This window comes from Tabrizicola fusiformis, assembly GCF_013328815.1.
In the GTDB taxonomy this organism is placed as follows: Bacteria; Pseudomonadota; Alphaproteobacteria; order Rhodobacterales; family Rhodobacteraceae; genus Fuscibacter.
This window is the reverse complement of the sequence record NZ_JABUHN010000013.1, coordinates 18,188-32,631: the sequence shown is the minus strand read 5'-3', so window position 1 is coordinate 32,631 and position 14,444 is coordinate 18,188. Positions and strand designations below refer to the sequence as shown.

18 protein-coding genes are annotated in these 14,444 nt (G+C 64.1%); 10 read left to right on the top strand and 8 right to left on the bottom strand.

Annotated elements, in window-relative coordinates; translation table 11 throughout:
• Window positions 1-3: 3 nt before the first annotated feature.
• The 7 genes from HS053_RS17870 to HS053_RS17840 form a co-directional block, all read right to left on the bottom strand.
• Window positions 4-636 (bottom strand): hypothetical protein, encoded by a 633-nt coding sequence (locus HS053_RS17870; protein WP_174212606.1) that lies wholly within the window; start codon window positions 634-636, stop codon window positions 4-6.
• An 82-nt stretch (window positions 637-718) separates the two neighbouring features.
• Entirely contained in the window at window positions 719-2,467 is a 1,749-nt protein-coding gene (gene ureC / locus HS053_RS17865) for an urease subunit alpha (protein ID WP_174212605.1), read from the bottom strand.
• A 12-nt stretch (window positions 2,468-2,479) separates the two neighbouring features.
• A complete protein-coding gene (locus tag HS053_RS17860; protein ID WP_174212604.1) occupies window positions 2,480-2,992 on the bottom strand; it encodes a hypothetical protein in 513 nt (170 codons plus the stop codon).
• Window positions 2,993-3,011: 19 nt separating this feature from the next.
• On the bottom strand, window positions 3,012-3,317 hold the full coding sequence (locus tag HS053_RS17855; RefSeq protein ID WP_174212603.1) for an urease subunit beta: 306 nt from the start codon (window positions 3,315-3,317) through the stop codon (window positions 3,012-3,014).
• Between the two features lie 4 nt (window positions 3,318-3,321).
• Window positions 3,322-3,891 (bottom strand): HupE/UreJ family protein, encoded by a 570-nt coding sequence (locus HS053_RS17850; protein WP_174212602.1) that lies wholly within the window; start codon window positions 3,889-3,891, stop codon window positions 3,322-3,324.
• 10 nt (window positions 3,892-3,901) lie between these two features.
• On the bottom strand, window positions 3,902-4,204 hold the full coding sequence (locus tag HS053_RS17845) for an urease subunit gamma (protein WP_174212601.1): 303 nt from the start codon (window positions 4,202-4,204) through the stop codon (window positions 3,902-3,904).
• A complete protein-coding gene (locus HS053_RS17840) occupies window positions 4,201-5,013 on the bottom strand; it encodes an urease accessory protein UreD (RefSeq protein WP_241699924.1) in 813 nt (270 codons plus the stop codon). Before HS053_RS17840 ends, HS053_RS17845 begins: the two co-directional genes overlap by 4 nt.
• Window positions 5,014-5,492: 479 nt before the next feature.
• On the opposite strand from HS053_RS17840, the gene HS053_RS17835 reads away from it, so the two are divergent.
• The 3 genes from HS053_RS17835 to HS053_RS17825 all read left to right on the top strand — a co-directional run bounded on the left by HS053_RS17835 (window position 5,493) and on the right by HS053_RS17825 (window position 8,348).
• Entirely contained in the window at window positions 5,493-6,719 is a 1,227-nt protein-coding gene (locus tag HS053_RS17835) for a tyrosine-type recombinase/integrase (protein WP_174212599.1), read from the top strand.
• A gap of 130 nt (window positions 6,720-6,849) precedes the next feature.
• Window positions 6,850-7,077: a helix-turn-helix transcriptional regulator gene (locus HS053_RS17830; protein ID WP_206677626.1), complete on the top strand. Its 228-nt coding sequence runs from the start codon at window positions 6,850-6,852 to the stop codon at window positions 7,075-7,077.
• The gene (locus HS053_RS17825; RefSeq protein WP_174212598.1) at window positions 7,077-8,348 is read left to right on the top strand and encodes a hypothetical protein; all 1,272 of its coding nucleotides are present in this window, start codon (window positions 7,077-7,079) and stop codon (window positions 8,346-8,348) included. The genes HS053_RS17830 and HS053_RS17825 overlap by 1 nt, the downstream gene beginning before the upstream one ends.
• Here the strand turns inward: HS053_RS17825 and HS053_RS17820 are convergent, their stop codons facing one another.
• On the bottom strand, window positions 8,349-8,816 hold the full coding sequence (locus HS053_RS17820; RefSeq protein ID WP_174212597.1) for a hypothetical protein: 468 nt from the start codon (window positions 8,814-8,816) through the stop codon (window positions 8,349-8,351).
• A gap of 881 nt (window positions 8,817-9,697) precedes the next feature.
• Between HS053_RS17820 and HS053_RS17815 the strand changes: the two genes are divergently transcribed.
• From HS053_RS17815 to HS053_RS17785, 7 genes are all read left to right on the top strand, one after another.
• Window positions 9,698-9,964: a hypothetical protein gene (locus tag HS053_RS17815; RefSeq protein ID WP_174212596.1), complete on the top strand. Its 267-nt coding sequence runs from the start codon at window positions 9,698-9,700 to the stop codon at window positions 9,962-9,964.
• Between the two features lie 6 nt (window positions 9,965-9,970).
• Window positions 9,971-11,377, top strand: coding sequence for a DUF4055 domain-containing protein (locus HS053_RS17810; protein WP_174212595.1), 1,407 nt, complete (start codon window positions 9,971-9,973; stop codon window positions 11,375-11,377).
• Window positions 11,378-11,380: 3 nt separating this feature from the next.
• A complete protein-coding gene (locus tag HS053_RS17805; RefSeq protein WP_174212594.1) occupies window positions 11,381-12,028 on the top strand; it encodes a hypothetical protein in 648 nt (215 codons plus the stop codon).
• A gap of 109 nt (window positions 12,029-12,137) precedes the next feature.
• Window positions 12,138-12,542 (top strand): hypothetical protein, encoded by a 405-nt coding sequence (locus HS053_RS17800; RefSeq protein ID WP_174212593.1) that lies wholly within the window; start codon window positions 12,138-12,140, stop codon window positions 12,540-12,542.
• A gap of 4 nt (window positions 12,543-12,546) precedes the next feature.
• Window positions 12,547-13,176, top strand: coding sequence for a hypothetical protein (locus tag HS053_RS17795; protein WP_174212592.1), 630 nt, complete (start codon window positions 12,547-12,549; stop codon window positions 13,174-13,176).
• Window positions 13,173-13,400 (top strand): hypothetical protein, encoded by a 228-nt coding sequence (locus HS053_RS17790; protein ID WP_174212591.1) that lies wholly within the window; start codon window positions 13,173-13,175, stop codon window positions 13,398-13,400. Before HS053_RS17795 ends, HS053_RS17790 begins: the two co-directional genes overlap by 4 nt.
• On the top strand, window positions 13,397-14,320 hold the full coding sequence (locus HS053_RS17785) for a hypothetical protein (RefSeq protein ID WP_174212590.1): 924 nt from the start codon (window positions 13,397-13,399) through the stop codon (window positions 14,318-14,320). Before HS053_RS17790 ends, HS053_RS17785 begins: the two co-directional genes overlap by 4 nt.
• The last annotated feature ends 124 nt before the right edge of the window (window positions 14,321-14,444 follow it).

The window sequence follows — 14,444 nt, the reverse complement described above, 5'->3', positions numbered from 1 at the left end:
GGTTTATCCTTTCGGCTTCAGAGCGGTCAGGCCCAACTGGCGGTCTTCGCCGCCGGCATGGTCGGTCATCCGGGTTTCAAGGCCAAAGCCAAGATCGGGGAAATAGATCCAGCGGCGGGTGAAGTGATTGTTCTTGCCGGTAAAGGTCGCCTCGACCGGCTGAACGCGATAGGTGCAACCCGACAGTTTCGCCTCTTTCACCGCTTGAAAGCTGTAGACCGCCTTGAGCGGGTATTTCAGCACCGGCCCACCGCTTTCGGTGCCGTCATAATGCGACTCGGTCACGCGCACCGTGGTTTTCCAGGTCGCCCCTGCCTCGGGCACCGGCGGTTTGCCTTGTATGGCATATTGCCAAGCGCCACCCGGCCCACCGCCGACGTAATATTCTTCGGTCGGCGTCCAGGCCCAGGTCTTTTCATAGATGCCGCGGTCGGTCTTGCGGAGGTCTTGCCAGGCGCCCTGCGGGTTGGTCGCGTAATCGACCGTCACGCCGCCATCGGTCTTTTGGGCAAGGCCGGTGCGCCCATCCTGCCGCTTGAAGGTGATGCCGGTGGCAAGGTCTTCCGCCGTCACGCAGCGGGCTTGGGCCAGACCCGGAAGCAGGGCCAGCAGAGTAGCAATCACTTTGGTTTTCATGGGGTTTCTCGGATGAAGTTGAGGTGCCCAGAATAGGCGCCCCGCCCTTTTGCCGCAATCGCCGCTGCCATGACAAATCCTGTCAGAACAAGAAATACCGCTGCGCCAGCGGCAATTCCCGCGCCGGTTCGCAAGTCAGCAAGACGCCATCCGCCCGCACCTCATAGGTTTCGGGGTTCACCTCGATCTGCGGCGTGGCATGGTTCAGCACCATATCCGCCTTGCCAATGTCGCGGGTATGCTCCACCGCCAGCACCGTCTTGCCCAGCCCCAGTTTGCCGCCAATATCGTCACTATAGGCCGCATTAGAGACAAAACTGACCGCCGAAGCATGTTTAGCTTTGCCCAGCGCGCCGAACATCGGGCGGGAATACATCGGCTGCACCGGGATCGAGCCGTTGGGGTCGCCCATCTGCGCCACCACGATCATGCCGCCCATCAGCACCATTTCCGGCTTGGCGCCAAAGAACGCAGGGGACCACAGCACCAGATCGGCGCGCTTGCCTTCGGCGATGCTGCCAACATGGCGCGACAGGCCATGGGCGATGGCGGGGTTGATGGTGTATTTGGCAACATAGCGGCGGGCGCGCAGGTTGTCATTCTCACCCTGCTCGCCCTCAAGCCGCCCGCGCTGCACCTTCATCTTGTGGGCGGTCTGCCAGCAGCGTGTGATCACCTCGCCAATCCGGCCCATCGCCTGACTGTCCGAGGAAATCACGCTGAAAGCACCCAGATCGTGCAGGATGTCTTCGGCCGCGATGGTTTCCTTGCGGATGCGGCTTTCGGCAAAGGCCACATCCTCGGGGATCGAGCGGTCAAGGTGGTGACAGACCATCAGCATATCCAGATGCTCTTCGATGGTGTTCACCGTATAGGGCCGCGTCGGGTTGGTGGAGGACGGCAGGACATTGGCGCTGCCCACCACCTTGATGATGTCGGGCGCATGGCCACCGCCCGCGCCTTCGGTGTGATAGGCATGGATCGTGCGGCCCCGGATCGCGGCTAGGGTGTTTTCCACAAAGCCGCTTTCGTTCAGCGTGTCGGTGTGGATCATCACCTGCACGTCCATCGCATCGGCCACGTTCAGGCAATTGTCGATGGCGGTGGGAGTGGTGCCCCAATCCTCATGCAGTTTCAGGGCGCAGGCCCCGGCGCGGACCTGTTCCTCAAGCCCTTCGGGCAGGCTGGCGTTGCCCTTGCCGGCAAAGCCGATGTTCATTGGCAGACTGTCGGCGGCCATCAGCATCCGCTGGATATGCCACGGCCCCGGCGTGCAGGTGGTGGCCAGCGTGCCATGCGCCGGGCCGGTGCCGCCGCCCAGCATGGTGGTGATGCCGGAATGCAGCGCATCTTCCACCTGCTGCGGGCAGATGAAGTGGATATGGGTGTCCAGCCCCCCGGCGGTCAGAATCCGCCCCTCGCCCGCGATGATCTCGGTTCCCGGGCCGATGATGATATCCACCCCCGGCTGGGTGTCGGGGTTGCCCGCTTTGCCGATCTTGTGGATCAGCCCGTCACGCAACCCGACATCGGCCTTGTAGATGCCGGAATGATCCAGAATCAGCGCGTTGGTGATCACCGTATCCACCGCGCCGCCGGCCCGGGTGATCTGGCTTTGGCCCATGCCATCGCGGATCACCTTGCCGCCGCCGAACTTGACCTCTTCGCCATAAAGCGGACCGTTGGCGCCGCGGGTGGCGGCGCCGGTGCGTTCGGCGATCAGATCACGCTCGACCTCAATGATCAGCTCGGTGTCGCCAAGGCGAATGCGGTCGCCGGTGGTCGGTCCATACATCGCAGCATAATCAAGGCGAGAGATGGTTGCGGGCAATGGAAGCTCCTGTCACTCCGCGCGGGAGGCGGGTTTCTTGGCATGCTTGGGCTTGGCTGCGGCAGCCGGGGCAGGCTGCGGCGGTTCGGCGGCGACAATGGGATGCTCCGGCGCGGCAGGTTCGGCAGGCGCAGGGGCGAGCGTTTCGACTTCCGCCACAGCGGGGGGTTCAACCAGAACGGCGGCGGGCGGCGGTTCGGCCACAAGCGTGACGGGCTCCGGTTCGGGCAGCGGTTCAGATTCCGGTTCGGCAGGAATGTCTTCGATCACCTCAACCGCCGCGGCCACGACCGTTTCGGCATGAGCCTCGGTCAGCGGGGCCAGCACGGCTGGCGGCGCATCTTCGGCATCGACCACAAGTTCCTCTTCGGCGACCGGCGCCGAGGTGGCAAGCCTTGGATAGCCTGCCCAGAAACCCTGCATCTCCATCATCCGCGCCATCCGGAGCGTCTGGCTCTGGCCGAACATCATGCCTGCGCGCAACGACAGGCCAATGGCATCAATCGGGGTCATCATCGGGAACATGCTGGTCTCCTGTATGTGTCTAGAGGGCGCCCATTACCTTGCTGTTGAAGCCAAACACCTTTCTGTAACCGCCATAAGGCACCAGCCGCACCTCGCGGCTCTGCCCCGGCTCAAACCGCACCGCGGTTCCCGCCGCGATGTCCAGCCGCATCCCCCGCGCCGCCTCACGGTCAAAGGACAGGCCGGGATTCGTCTCGGCAAAGTGATAGTGGCTGCCGACCTGCACCGGACGGTCGCCGGTATTGGCCACCATCAGCGTGATCGCGGGCTGGCCCGCGTTCACCAGAATGTCGCCCTCTGCCGGGAAAATCTCTCCGGGGATCATTGCCTTACCCCCCGATGGCCAGCGCAAGGCCCGCCGCCGCCGTCAGACCGCCCAGCGCGCGGGTCACGCGCATTCCGGCGAGCTTGTGCAGACCCAGCCCCGCCAGAAGCCCCGCACCGTGCAGCGCTGCCGTCATCACGGCAAAGCCTGCGTCATAGACCAGCATCCCGCTCGCAGGCCCTTCGGCGCCATGGGCCCAGCCATGGGCAGCGCCGAACAGCGCCAGCACCGGCAAGGCCGCCATCAGCGGCAAGCGCACCGCCAGCGCGATCAGCGCACCCAGAATGACAATCGAGGCAAGGATCATCGGCTCAACCGCCGGAAAGGGCAGGCCCGCGGCACCCATCGCCCCGCCCGCCAGCATCGCGCCGACAAAGGCGGCAGGCGCCGCCCAGAGTGCCCGCCCGCCGATCTGCGCCGCCCAGAGACCCACGGCCAGCATGGCAAGGATATGGTCCAGCCCGGAAACAGGATGCCCCATCCCGGCAATGAAACTGCCTGCCCCATGCCCGGTATGGGCCAGCGCGGCGTTGGGGGCCAGCAGGGCGGCAGCAAGCGTCAGTTTGCGCAGCATCGGAAACCTCTCAGCGGATCGGGTGGTGAACGGTGACCAGCTTGGTCCCGTCGGGAAAGGTGGCCTCGACCTGAACCGAGTGGATCATTTCGGCGATCCCCTCCATGCATTGGTCGCGGGAAATCACATGCGCCCCCGCCGACATCAGGTCAGCGACCGAACGGCCATCGCGGGCACCCTCGACCACGAAATCGGTGATCAGGGCAATTGCCTCGGGGTGGTTCAGCTTGACGCCCCGGGCCAGCCTGCCACGCGCCACCATGGCGGCGACGCTGACCAACAGCTTTTCCCGTTCGCGCGGGGTCAGGTTCATCTGGTCTCTCCCTGCATCTGCCAGACCCGGGGCAAGGGCCGCCCCGTCAGCACGCGGATCGCCCGCGCCATCTGCCGCCGCAGCGGCCAGCCGTCGCGCGCCAGCACCCGCAGCACCAGCCGCCCGTCCCAACCGGAAGCGGCGGCGGTGCAGCCCGGCTCATTCAACACGGCCCGCAAGGCGGCCAGCGCGTCTTCGGCACCCCGCGCCACCAGCGCCAGAACCGCCATCGCCCGTGCCCCGCCCAGCAGGGCCGGGCTTTGCTGACGGCGCAGCGCCTGCGCGTCCAGCATCAGGCTTTCGGCCCAGATCGGGCGCCCGTCGCGGCGGATCACGCGGCGGTCGTGCAGCGTGGCGTCCTTGGGCTCTTCTCCCATGGCGTGGCGGCCAAGAACCACCGCCTCGGCCATCAGACAACTCGCCTCGCCACTCAGATCAATCTCGGTGTGGCGGCTCAGGCGGCTTGCCTCGTAAAGGATGGTTTCCTGCGGCAGCCAGTCCAGCCGACCCCCCGCGTCCACCTGCGCCCGCACCCGCACCTCGGCCATGCCGCCGGTGCTGGCATAGGCGCGCTCTGCCGTCTGGGTGGTGGCGGAAACCCGGGCATCAGCACCAACCGCGACCGTGAAATCCAGCCGGTCGCCGCCGGTCAGTCCACCCGAGGTGTTCAGAAACACCACCTCCGGCACCGGCCCGGCCACCCTTGGCAGCATCGCCTTGCCCGAACCGGCCTGTTGCAAATCGGTCAGCCGCACCGCACCACCCGTCATGGCAAAACCCACCCGGGCCCGGCCGTGGCTGCGCTGCATCCTGGGTTCTGCGGTCAGATCGAACACGGGGCCTCCTCGGGCATCAGGCGCAAGGTTGCGTCGCCCCGCCGCCGAATCCCAAGCCTGCCGCCCCATTCAGGCAACGGATGCCCCAGTTCGGGCGCCATCCGCCGATTTCTTGGGCCATTCGCCTAATTATTGGACACAGACTGCACGGCGGGCCTCCCCTGCCAAAGCCCCGGCCAGATGCCGTTTTGACCCTTGCACGAACCCGCCCGACCGTTTAAACGCAGCCGCTGTAAGGCTGCCACCTCTGCGGCAGCCCAAGGAAGCGTGCCGCTGTAGCTCAGCTGGTAGAGCACGTCATTCGTAATGCGAAAAAGCCACCAACATACGGTAGGCTTACACCAACAAATGCCAACAAAATCAGGTGCTTGACCAATTATCGGTTGGGTTAGACTGGTGTTGGAACGTATCGTGAACCTTGCAAATAATCACCAGTTGCAAGGACTTACGAGATGCCTCAGATCCGCTTCACAGACACCGCCGTCGCCAAGCTGAAGGCCGATGCGATGACCTGGTATTCAGACCCTGGTGCCAAGGGGTTGCAGTTGTCGGTCACGCCGGGCGGGACGAAGACCTGGTACGTCGTCAAGTGGGACCCCGCGACGCAGAAGACCCGGCGCGTCAAACTCGGCCAGTGGGCACCGCGCGGGATGCACTGCGCCTGGGCCAAGGACCAGGTCGGCAAGGTCATGCTCGACGTGAAGGAGGGCAAGGTCGCGACGAAGGCGGAGAAAGCCGTCGAGCGCGCAGGCGTCCCGACACTGCGCGAGGCCTTCGACAAGGAGATGGGCTACCGTCGCGCGCGGCCCGCATCGCTCGGCGGCGCGATCCATGCGCGAACGGATGACAGCTACACTCGCGCCTTCGACAAGTACCTGGCGACCTGGGCCGACGACAAGATGGACGAGATCGACACGGCGGCGATCCAGCGGGCGCTCGACGACCTGGTGAACGAGAAGCCCTTCGCCGCCCACAAGGTCAACGTCGTCCTCGGGATCACGTTCAAGCGGGCAGAGCGGATGCTGAACAAGCGTCTGCCGACCCTGACCCCGAAGCTCGCCACCCTGCCCAAGATGCAGAAGCGCAAGATCGACTTCTCGATCCCCTGGGCCGACCGCTGGGCCGAGATCGAACAGGTCGAGAACGAGCACAAGCGCCTGCTGTGGAAGATCCGCTGGTTCACGGGCCAGCGCGAGACGATGTTGCGCGCGTTGACCTGGGCAGACATCGACCTCGACGCGGGCACGATGATGGCGACGACGGGCCAGAAGAAGGTCAAGGAGAAGCGCCTGATCGCCATGGCGGACCAGGTGAAAGAGTGGTTCCAGCGCCTGCGCGAGATTCGGTTCGACGATTGCGACTGGGTCTTCCCGTCGCGCCGGATCGTCGGTGACGCGCGCGGCCCGCTTGACCAGCTCGACGACCTGCCTCTGAGTGACCCCGGCGATATGCGTCACCTCTGGGACGAGGCAACTCACGACGTGGACACGCGCGAGATGGTGTTGCGGTGGCTGACAGGGCACGTTCTCAGCGGCGGCGAGACGCGCTCTCTCGGGTTTTATGGCACGGTTCCAGTGGAGCGGCAGCGCAAGGTCGCGAACGCGATTGCCTCGGTCATCAACAAGCGGATCGGATTGTCTCCTGCCAATGTCATTGAAATCCGCCAGGCGACTGCCTAACTTGTCGGCATCAACGGTGGCGTTGGTCCCGGCTGCACTCGCCCTCTAGGGAAGGAATGCCAGGCGACTGCAACGCAGAGAGAACCGCCCTCAGAGGCATCCCTTGCAATCGCCATCGTTGGAGTATCCCATGGCAGACCTTTCTCAGCAGATCGCTGATCTGCGTTCCCTTGTCCTGCGTCAGCAGGCCCCCGAAGTCATGACCCCGGCAGAAGCAGCCGAGTTCCTTTCCGTAACCGTCGAGAGCTTGTTCCGTTGGCGCAAGGACGCGACGGGTCCCAAGTACTCGCGCGTCAATGATCGTGTCATCCGCTACCTGCGGGACGACCTGATTGACTGGATCAGGGAGCATCGGTGATGGGCAAGCATCAAGAAGAGCGCGAGCTCTCGACCTTTGGCACGTCTGACACGGAACGGCTCCTGCGGTTCAACGTCACGAAGCAGCGCATCGTCGATCTCGCCAACCAAGAATTCGAAGAAGACTGGTTCGACGAGGCCAAGGACTACAGTTCCTGGAACCGGGCGCTGAATGGAAAGCAGTCCTGGGCCGGCCTCGTTGACCGGCTTGAAGCGGTGATGGCAGACCAGATCGCGCACCCCCGCAAGTATGTGCCTGCCGACGATCCGCCCGACGCAGACCAGCTTGTGCCCTGGATGAAGCAGATCGCGGGTGCGCCTTGGTGGTATGAGGTGTTGAAGCTCTCGATCCCGCTCGGCTCGTTCAAGAATTGGTACTCGGGCGCAGCGCTTGGCAAGGACAAGGTGGCCGAGGTCAAGGCAAAGGTCGATGAATGGTGGTCGCGCGTGAAGGCCGCTTGCGAACGCGCAGAGCTTCGGTCTCAAGGCAATAAGTTCCACCTCAAGATCGTGCGGGCTTTGAACGATGGGCCTCCCGACTTTGACCCGGACAACATCTCGTCGCACTTCTACCACCTCGTCGTCGAGATGGGGATGCCAGTCGAGGAGGCGCGCCTGCTCTACCAGGACCTGCTCGACCTCGGGGCCAACTACAGCGCCAATCTGATCGACCTGACCGACCCTGGGGACCCGCTGTGGCTTTGGGGAGATCGCTCGAAGGAATTGCGGGACCACTACGGCCGCGAGTTTGACCAGATGGTTGCAGATGGCTTCCCGCGGGCCGTGCCCAAGTTCCAACCGCCTTTCGATCCCTACGAGGTGATCGAGCAAAAGAGGTGGGGTGACCGGCGTGACGAAGACTCGCCGAAGGACCTGAACGAGGAGCTCTATGGCCGGTTCTACAGGGAGCGGATTCGCACCTATTGGGACCCGAAAACGCGGCGGGCCGACGGTGATCGGGAGATCATCGAAACGTCGGAAGACGGCGTGACTTGGCGGTCACCGACCGAGCGCGAGAAGCAGGGTTGGGACCGGGGCACCTACTTCTTCCTCGAGTCGCTGAACAGGGGCGTTTATCCGGTCGAGAACGCCTATACCCGTGATCTGGCCGATCTCGGGCGGCAGTTCGTGAAAGAGCGCGAGGGTCTGGAAAAGGCCGTTCGCGATGCAGACAGCGAGGATGCACTCGACCGCGCCCAGGAGGCTTTGCTGGCGGCAGAGCGCCGGTTCGAGGAGGCGAAGTTCAGGCTCCGCCTCCACAGTCTCGATTGATCAGGCGGCCTCAAGCTGCCTTGCGCGCGCCTTGGTTGCAGCCTCGGCGCGCGCTTCCCGTTCGCCCCTAACGTCCTGCCCGACGGCGATCCGATGGTGCAAAAAGTCGTAGGGCTTCTTCGCCGCGACGACTTCGGCCAGGAGCTTCTCACGGTCGGCAGGTGCCATGACCATGGCGAGCGATTGGCGGACAGCATGAAGCGGGATGCCCGTGTTAATCAGGTCTTGGGCATAGTCGCGATGGGTGATCGGGCCGGGGAACAGCTGGGCCATGACGCTTTCGCGCAAGGCGTCCGGCACCTGGGTTGCGAGCCAGTGGTCAAGGCCGATGCGATTGGTCGGTGCGCCGCAGCGCTCGAAGTGGTGCCGGAGCATGTCGAGTTGTTCCGGCGTGTAGGTCATCGGGCCGGGGGCGTTCGGGGTGCCGAGGCGGCGGGCGTCCGGGCCGGTGCGGTGATGGTACGTCATGTCGGGTATCTCCGTTGGATCGCGTATCGCGATCATACGGGCAGCGGGCGGGCTGCTGCGACCAGGGTGGGAGGTATTGGGCAGGGTGTTCTAGGACCGGATCGGCGCGAGGCAGATGGCGTGCTGCTGGCTGATGCGCAGGGTAATGGCGCGCGAGCGCGCATGTGCACAAAAAAAAATAACAGATGGCTTGAGCGATGCCGACTTGGTTCTGGTGTGTGTTATGATTTTTTATGTTCATGCGTGCGCCGGCGTATTGATGCCCGCATCGCGCCCTGGTTGATGCTGCGCATCTGTGCAGAGATGTGACCACACTCCCGGCAGCGATCCGATGTCTGTGCATTTCTGCGAGGTTATCTTGCCTCTGCATCATGTCGAATGACGTTGCCTAGGCAGCAATCCACTTGCCGATCAATCGGTTAGGGATCAGGGGTCCTTGCAACGGCGGTAGTTTTGCAAACTGCCTGGGTCGCGCGTGGGATCGACCCCCTTCTCTGAGCGCAGCACCCTAGGCCCGGGCAGATATAGAAGATTCAACCGCGCCAAATAGCCCACCGCCACCCTTGCATCGCGAAATCCCATCAGAGACCGCGAGACCGCGTCGTCTCTACCCCTTCCCCACGTTTCCCCCACCACGATGGGGCAAACGCCGACACCCCCCTCTCTGACGCGCTTCTGTGCCCCTCAGTCCACCGCCCCTGCGCCGTCGATCCTGGCACCCCGCCTTCCTGTCGCCCCGCCTGACTGCCGCCCGACGTCACTGCTACCCGAAACTCCGGTCGAACCGCCACCACCTGAGGTTGTATCGTGACCATGCCCTCAAGATCAGCGGCGGGCCTGCGTCCTTTCGGCCCGTCGCGCCCCTTCATTCGGAGACTTCCATGACTGTCAGCATCGTCGCCACTGGCGACTCCACCTGCAATCTGATCGAGGTGACGCCCTCGACTTCCGCGCTCTTCCCGATCCCCCTGAGCAAGCCCGACCTCGTCGCCCTACTGCGTTCACTGCTGGCCGACGCCGAGTGCATCTTTGTTGAATCCGGCGTGGTCCGCATCGACCGGATGCGCGATGGGCCTCGGGTCCACGTTCTCAGCGGCTCGTTCGCCCTTCGCTACCACGACGCCTGCCCCCTCGTCCTGGAAAGCTGATCCCCGATGGCCCGCATCCAGCACCCGACTTATGACGAGTGGTCCTCCGCCTATTCCAAGATCCGCGACGTGATCAAAGGCGAGGACCGGCTCAAGCAACAAGGGCAACTCTACCTGCCCCGCCCCGAAGGCATGTCCGCACAGGCCTATGCCGACTACGTCAAGGGCGCGTCCTTCTATGCCGTGGCCGAGCGCACCTTGCGCGGCATGGTCGGCGCGATCACGCGGAACGACCCGATCCTGGAATTGCCTCCCCGGCTCGAACCGATGCGGGAGACGGCTACGTTCGAGGGTAACGCTTTCGACGTGCTGCTGGCCGAGACGGTCGCGGAAGTCCTCAGCATCGGGCGGTTCGGTCTGCTCCTGGACTATCCCCAAGCAGGAGCGCGGCCTGGGCAAGCGCCCTTCATCTCGACGTTCCGGGCGGAAGCCATCCTGGATTGGCAGGAGGGCATCGTGAACGGTCGGCAGACCCTGACCATGATCCGGCTGAACGAAGATGCCGACGATCTGGAAGAAGGCGTCGAGCAGCACCTCGTTCTGTCGCTTGAACCGGCCTACACCGTCCGACGGTACCACGTTTCAACGAAGCGGGGTAACGTCGGCGTCCCTGGAATGACAGAGACGCAGGAAGTCCAGATCGGAGACGATCTGGTCCCGATGGTGAACGGCGCGCCGCTGTGGGAAATCCCCATCTGCATCGTCAGCCCCTACAACCTGAAACCCACGGTCGAGAAGCCGCCCTTCCTGGACCTGTGCAACGTCAATCTCGGGCACTGGCGCAACAGCGCGGACTACGAGCGTAGTCTGTTCCTGACGGCGCAGCCGACGCCGGTGGTGGCCGGTGCGATCAACGAGAAGAACAAGCCGACCACCATCGGCAGCGGCGCTTTCTGGCTGCTTCCCGAAGGTTCGACCTGGGGCATGTTGGAATTCCAGGGCACCGGCATCGCGGCGATCAAGGCGGCCATGGACGACAAAGTTTCCCAGATGGCAAGCCTTGGCGCGCGCATGGTCAACTCCGGCAAAGGGCGCAACGAGACCACGGACACGGCCAAACTGCGGACCCGTGACGAGTTGAGCCTCCTGGCATCGACGGTCGCGATGGTCGAGGCGGCGCTGACAAAGCTGCTGCGCATCGCTGCCGAATGGACGCAGCCCGGCACCGCCGATCAGGTGGTTCTGCGCCTGCACCGCGACTTCGTATCGGCCCAGATGGATGCAACCTTGCTGACCGCCTTGGTCAAGGCCTGGCAGTCCGGTGCGTTGTCGCATGACTCCCTGCTGATGAACCTCAAGCGCGGCGAACTGATCGACCCGAACCGCTCCCTTGAGGAAGAGCAAGACCTGATCGAGACGGAATCACCGGGCATCCAGAACATCGTCCCCATCCTGGGCAACGGCACCCTCTGACCCATGGATGAGTCCCTGGTCCCGACCCAAGAGCGCCTGGGGGCGCTCGCACCTGAACTCCGGCTCGTCCGTGCGATCATCGCGCAGGCCGTTCAGGACCTGTTCGGCTCGCCCTTCGTTGCAAGCGGGGAGGATAAAACTCTCATCCGCCGCCAAGCGCTCGCCTTTCTGACCGCCCCCAGCGGTGCCCACGCGAAGTACCGGGACGAGCTTTGCGAACTGGCTGGGCTCGACGGTTCGACCCTGCGGAAGAACACCATCGAGATGCTCGAAGGCCGCCGTTCGACCGACTTCTTCGAGGGAGGGAAGCACAACGCCGAAACCATCGCGGTGGCCCGCGCTCTGTGGGCAGCAAAAGAGCCTCTGGTCGCCCCAACGACCCGCGTACCGCGCGCGCCGGTCAAGCCGTCCGAGCCGGAACCCAACATCCGCGCGGACATCCTGGATACCCTCAGACGGATGTTGAAGCACGGCCCCGCGACGTCGCGCGAACTGTCCGACGCGATGGGCAACGCGATCTCGGCGCGGTCGGTGACCGCCTACCTGAACCAGAATCCCGACTTCGAGCGCGACGGCGATCTGTGGCGTCTAGCGCTACCTCAAACAGCGAAGTCGCTACCTGATCCCGTGGTTGAGCAGTCCGCCGCATAGGCGCGAATGTCACCTCACGGCAAAGGCTAGGCCCGCGCAGTTTCCTTCTGGTTTGATGGGAGAGGCGAGGCGCTGGGCGGCCCTCGCCTCAACCATTTGGAGAACTGCAATGACGACCCCCAACGATACCTCGAACGATGCCCAAGCGAAGGCTCTGGTTGCGGCTCTCGCGCCCCTGATCGCCGAGGCGATCATCCCCCAGCTTGCCGCCAAGGTCGAAGAGCAGGTTAAGGGCATCAAGACCAAGAACGACGAACTCTTGGACAAGCTCGCCAACCTCAAGAAAGACGACGAGATCGCGGCCCAGATCAAGGCCGGTGACGACCTGATGGCGCAGACCAAAGCCCTCCTGGAACGCGCCGTGCCCAAGAACGACAAGGGCCTGGTCGATTTCCGCAAGGCCGGTGAACCCCTGAAAATCTCGCGCGCCGATGCCCGCGACGTCGCCCTTTACAAGAAGGCGAAAGCCCTCGCCGCCGAGCAGGGCGTCCCCCTGGAAATCGTCCAGGATTGAGCCCATGGCCGCCGCGCCCAAGAAACCCGGCCCGAAGCCCAAGCCCGTCTCAATCGCCGGGCAGGGTTTCGGCACGGGCCGGTTGCACAAGATGGCGCTGTTGCCCGACGCACAGCGCCAGCACTACACGACCGAGATCATCCTTGGCCGCATGTCGATGGAACAGGCGGGCCGGGAATTGGGCGTGTCTGGCATGTCCGTTGCGCGCTTCATCACCACCATCCCGGATGATGAACGGCTCGCCATCGTGGCACAGCATTTCCACGACGCGAAGGTTCGCTCGGCCCTGACCAATGCGGCCATCGTGGACGAGTTCGGCGAGGACACGGACCGGGACCTGAAATGGGTCCTGCGCGAGTTGAAAGCACTTCTCGAAAGCGCCAGCGGCGACGACGACAAGGTGTTGAAACTCGGGACCCTCAAGGAACTGCGCCAGAGCCTCATGGCGCTCGCCGAACTTCATGGCCGGTTGAACAAGAAGATGGACATCCACTTGAACCTTTCTGAATCCCCGCAATTCGTGAAACTCCGGTCGATCATCCTGGATGTCCTCGGTCGCCATCCCGACGCGAAAGAGGACTTCCTGGAACAAATGCGCGTCTTGCAAGTCATCGACGCGAGGGTGCCCGCATGACCTGGCGCGATCTCCCGCAAAGCGCCGCGCAGTTGCGCGAGGCAGGGCTGTCCGTGATCGGGGTCTATTCCCCGACCCACAACGTCAACCCGTCGGTGGTCTATGTCCGGTGGACTCACGTTCCCGAGCGGCACGAGACGCAGCTTGCCCGGCACTTCATCCCCGTCGAGGACCTGCGCCACGTCGGGCCTGACGCCGCACCCAAGGGGTGCCCGTGGGAATGATCGAGGACCGCGCCCTTCTCGACTACATGCGCGGCCTTGCGGTCAGCCTGGATCCCATCGAACGGTTCCGGCTGGCCGTGGGCGAGCCGGACGAGTGGCAGAAGGTCCTGCTGCGAACGGATCACCGTTTAAACGTCGGGGAGCATGGCAGGCCCGACGACCGCATGGTCCTCGCGTTATGCGGGCGGCAATCTGGCAAGAGCACGACCTGCGGCTGCCTCGCCTATGATGACTTTGCCAAGGGCAAAACGGTCATCTTGACCGCCCCCTCCCTCCGGCAATCGACCGAGCTTTTCCGGCGCATCCTGGAATTCAAGAACAGCGATCCCTGCTGCCCACCCATCGTGCGACAGACCCAGACCGAGTTGGAAGCGCACCCGGAATTCACGGGCCGGGGGTTCGAGCAGCAGCTTGGCGACCGGCGCTGCACCGTCGTGTTCCAGGAGTCGATCCAGCTCTACTCCTACACTGACCTCGCCGATCACGTCGCGCGCCGCCTCAGCAAGATTCCGAACTGGACCTTGGCAATCGACGCGTCGGGCCTTGGCGGGCCGTTCTCGTCCACCCTGGACCTTGCAGGCATCGAGCACTTCGCCGTCACGATGACCGCAGGCGCATCACTCTCCCGCAAGGGCCGCGACGTCACCGTGGCGAAGACCCTGCTCCTGGAAAACCTGGCGGTCGGCCTAGAAACCCATGCCCTGACCATCGCGCATGACCTGCCGGGCAAGCAGGACTTGCTCAACGAGGTAGCCAGCTTTGAACTGGCTTCCACCTCCGCTGGGAACCTAGTGCTGCAAGGCGGTGGGAAAGGCCACCATGCCGACCGGGCCGTGGCGCTTGCCCTGGCCTACCTGTCTGTCACCCACTTGGACTTGGGCATGATGCCGGTGCAGCAGAAACTCGTTGGCTGGCGTTGAACGATCTGGAAACGGCCATCTTGGCCGGGATCGTCTTGGCGGCGGTCGTCATGTGGTACTTCTAGACGCGTCGAACCGTCAGAGAGCCCCAGAGAGCCTGTCAGCTCTTGGGGTAGCGGGGTTC